Source organism: Corallococcus sp. CA049B, assembly GCF_003611685.1.
GTDB lineage: Bacteria > Myxococcota > Myxococcia > Myxococcales > Myxococcaceae > Corallococcus > Corallococcus coralloides.
Genome location: NZ_RAWC01000375.1, coordinates 1 through 4,155, shown reverse-complemented (window position 1 = coordinate 4,155; position 4,155 = coordinate 1). Strand labels below are relative to the sequence as shown.

General features: G+C 72.3%; 3 protein-coding genes. All 3 read right to left on the bottom strand.

The window, feature by feature from the left end; translation table 11 throughout:
- Positions 1–1,606 (bottom strand): PEGA domain-containing protein (locus D7W82_RS38640; RefSeq protein WP_120623041.1); only part of this gene is annotated, 1,606 nt, incomplete at its 3' end.
- Between the two features lie 67 nt (positions 1,607–1,673).
- Complete coding sequence (locus D7W82_RS38635) at positions 1,674–3,020, bottom strand: S41 family peptidase (RefSeq protein ID WP_120623040.1); 1,347 nt, start codon at positions 3,018–3,020, stop codon at positions 1,674–1,676.
- A gap of 84 nt (positions 3,021–3,104) precedes the next feature.
- Entirely contained in the window at positions 3,105–3,965 is an 861-nt protein-coding gene (locus D7W82_RS38630) for an alpha/beta fold hydrolase (protein WP_120623039.1), read from the bottom strand.
- Positions 3,966–4,155: the final 190 nt, after the last annotated feature.

Here is a 4,155-nt window from a genome sequence, read left to right as displayed (position 1 = left end):
GCTCGAAGACAGGGGGCGGCGGGTTGTTCGCCGGGGCCGGCTCGGGGGCGGGCGTGGACGTGGCGTTCGCATTGGGGGCCGGCTCCGTCTTCGCGGCGGGCGGAGGCGGCGGCATGGGCAGCGCCTCCTTCATGGGCTTTTCATCACGGGCCGGCGCGGCCTTCTCCGCCGGAGGGCTCGCGGGGGCGCTGGACGACGAGCCCCCACCCTTCTTGTAGAACGCCAGGTAGCTGCCGGCGCCCGCGGACACCAGGCCCGCCAGCACGCCGATGTCCGCCACCAGCGCGTACGTCTTGCCGGTGCTCTTCAGGTCCTCCGCGCGCGTGCTGCCCTGCGGCGCGGTCTTGAACGCGTCCGCCTTGGAGGAGGACTCCAGGCCGAAGTAGATGCCGCCCGCCAGCAGCGCCACGCCCGTGGCCAGCAGCACGTAGCCCGCGGTCTTGCGGCTCACGCCCCCGCCGCTGGCGAAGTGCTTCACCGGCTTGCCGTCCACGCGCGCCGCGTCCTGGGCGACCAGGCCCGTCAGGAGCGCCTCGGAGCCCGTGGCCATCGCGTCGCCGCGCGGCACCTGGCCCAGCGCGTACGCCAGGTTGTGGCCGTCCGCCACGTCCATGCGCAGGCCGGTGACGGTCAGCGGCGCGTTGCCCGGACCGCCGCGCACCAGCAGCGCCAGCACCTGCGGCACGCCCGCGAGCGCGCCCAACTCCTGCAGCGCCTGGTCCCGCTCCTCGTCGTCGGGGTTCTTCGCGATGCGCTCCACGAGCGCCGCGTAGCGCTGCTGCACCGGCAGCTTCGCGAGCGTGAAGGAGGCCTCGCCCTCGCGAGCCCGCCCCTCCGTCACGGCGTAGCCCGGCGCCACCAGCGTCACGTAGTGGTCCGCGCGCGTCAGGCCGGTGAGCGCCAGCGGGGACACGCCCTTGTAGGTGCCGTCCACGAACACCTGCGCGGCGGCGGGCTGCGTGCTCACGTTCAGCGTGGCCTGCGCGCCGTCCAGCTGCGCCTTGCGCTCCTTCTCCACGAACGCCATGGACTCGGGCGGGAAGAAGTTGGCGTTGAAGGTGGCGCGCGGATCCACCGCGAGCACGCCGCGAATCTCCAGCTCCGCGGCCTTGTTCTCGCCGTTGACCCCCTGCGTCGCCGCCTTCATCACCCGCGCGCGGCTGAGCAGCGGGAACGCGCGCGACAGGTCCGACTGCTCGTAGGCCTTCACCGCCTTGTCGAAGCTCTGGAGCGCCTTCACGGTGTCCAGCTCGTCGTAGGCCTTCGCGCCGTCCTTGAACGCGGCGTTGCCCTCGACCGCCTTCTCCTGGCGCGCGGCCGCGCCCTGCGCATCCAGCGCGTCCGTCAGCCGCACCAGCTCCAGCCGGCCGGAGCGGGCCACGGCCTGCTCCGCCCAGTGCGTCAGCGCCAGCGCCTCACCCTCCAGCGAGGCATCCACGGGAATGGCCACCACCGCCACGCGGGGGCCCGCCGCCGCCGGCAGCGTTCGCGGCATCAGCCGCAGCGGTACGTGTTGCTGCTGCGCGGCGGCGGGGCCCACGGCCAGCATTCCCACCAGCCAGCCACTGAGCGTCGCGTGCAGCGCGCGATTGAAAGGACGTCGCATCCGGTCTCCCTCGTTGCTGTGCGCATTACACGCACTCCGAGGCGGAACGCCACCTCGAAAGGGGGTTTCAGCGACCCGCGGTGCTCCCGGACGCCCGGGGCGCGGGCGCGGGCGCCAACCCATGGAGGTAGTTGAGCGCAATCCTCAGCTGTGGATCCGCGAGCTTCGCCGTCACCGCCCAGTCCTTCAGGTTCGCGGGCAGGGTCCGGGGCTGGGCCGCGACCTCCGACGTCGTCTGGGACGGCTCCGCCTTGAAGTGGCCCCGCAGGTCCTTCTCCCGCGGCGCCTCACTCCCCGCCTTCCCGGAGGCGTCCTCCGGCACCAGGAAGTCCGGGGTGATGCCCTTCTCCTGGATGCTGCGGCCCTTGGGCGTGTAGTAGCGCGCGATGGTGAGCTTCAGGCCGGAGCCGTCCTCCAGCTCGATGATGGTCTGCACGCTGCCCTTGCCGAAGGTCTGCGTGCCCATGATGACCGCGCGGCCGTGGTCCTGGAGCGCGCCCGCGACGATCTCCGACGCGGAGGCGCTGCCCGCGTTGACCAGCACCACCAGCGGGTAGTCCTTCTCCGTGTCGCGGTCGCGGCTCTTCTCCTCGGAGGCGTTGCGGCCGTCGCGCCCGCGCGTGGACACGATGGGCAGGTTGCCCGGCAGGAAGCGGTCGCTCATGGCCACGGCCTGATCCAACAGGCCGCCGGGGTTGTTGCGCAGGTCCAGCACCAGGCCGTCCAGCTCCCTGCCGCCGTTGAGCGCGCGCAGCCGGTCCAGCTCCTTCTTCAGCGATTGGTCCGTGCGGTCCTGGAAGTTCTTCACCTTCACGTGACCGATGCCGCCGTAGAGCGCGCTCTCCACGGACACGATGCGGATGTGGTCGCGCAGGATGGCCAGCTCCCGGGGCGCGTTGAAGCCCGCGCGCATGAGCGTGAGCAGCACGCGGCCCCCCGCCGGCCCGCGCATCTTCTGGAGCGCGCGGCCCAGGTCCATGCCCTGGGTGCTCTCCCCGTCGATGGCGAGCAGCTCGTCCCCGGCCTTGATGCCCGCGCGGGCGGCGGGCGTGTCGTCGATGGGCGCCACCACCACCAGCCGGTCGCCCTTGCGCGCGATTTCAATGCCCAGGCCGCCGAACTCGCCGGACGTGTCGATCTTCATCTCCCGGAAGACCTCCGGAGGCATGAAGAGGGTGTGCGGATCCAACGTGTCGAGCATCCCCTGGATGGCGCCCTGGATGAGCGTCTTCCTGTCCACGCTCTCCACGTAGTTGTTCTCCACGTAGGAGAGCACCCGCGCGAACAGCTCCAGCTGGCGGTACGCGGATTCCTCCCGGCCCGCCGCGTCCCCTGGCTTCTGCGCGAGCGCGGGCGCGCCCCACAACAGGAGCGCGGCGAATCCCATGCGCCACGGCTTCGGGAAACGGGTCACGGGAGCGCGTCCTCGGGGGTCGGGTGGAAGGGGCCGTCGCAAGGCCCCCGAGTCTACACCCGGCCCGCCGGACGATTCCCGCCCTTAGAGGCGGGCCCGGTCCGCGAAGCCCACCAGGTGGGACACGAACGCGTCCGGCCGCTCCATCTGCGGCACGTGGCCGAAGCCCTCCACCACGTGCACCTCCGCCTGGGCGGGCAGGTGCTGCCGGTACCAGGCGAGGATTTCCGGGGGCAGGAGCCGCTCACTGCCGCCCCAGAGGAAGAGCACCGGCATCTTCAAATCCCGCACCGCCTGCGGCGCGATGCTCGCCTGCGTCGCGAGCGCGTCCGCCGCCAGCGCCTGCACCGTGGGCGTCGTGTAGAGCCTGCTCAGCGCCGGCGCGAGCAGCAGCGCGCCCAGGGGCGGCCGGTGGAAGAGCTTGCGCGTCAGGGCGCGGACGTCCGCGCTCGACTTCACCGCGAAGTGCCCCAGGAGCGCCGCCAGCGCCTGCGGCGTCAGCTCCGCGCCCGCGGGGGCCACCAGCGCCAGCGCCTTCACCCAGGCGGCGTGCTCGGAGGCCAGGTTGACGGCCATGGCCCCGCCCAGCGAGTTGCCCACCACGAGGGCAGGCGTCTTCACCACCTGCTCGAAGTAGGCGCGCAGCACGTCGAACTGGCTCTGCACGCAGGTGGGGCCGCCGCAGTACTCGCTGGAGAAGCCGTGGCCCGGCAGGTCCGGCGCGAGCACGCGGGAGAAGCGCTTCGCCAGCCCGAAGAACGTGCGCCCGAAGCCGTTGGCGGACCCGCCCAGCCCGTGCACCAGCACCACCGGAGGTCCCTTGCCCTGCCCCTCCAGCGCGTAGTGGTGCACCGCCTGCCCACCCACGTTCACCGTCTCCGACTCCACACCCCGCGCCACCAGCACGCGGCGCATCGCCTCCTGCATCCCACCCATCAGGTCCACGCGAGGGCCTCCTTGGTCCACCGACGACCACCGACTTCTAACGCCCCTTCATCTTGGACGCAGCGCATCAAGGCAGACAGTGTCACGGCGTCCCGGCAGCCGCCGTGGCGGGGGCCAGCCAGGGGGCGGGGTCGACTGCCTGCCCGGCGCGGCGGACCTCGAAGTACAGGTAGGCGCCCTTGAGGCTGTC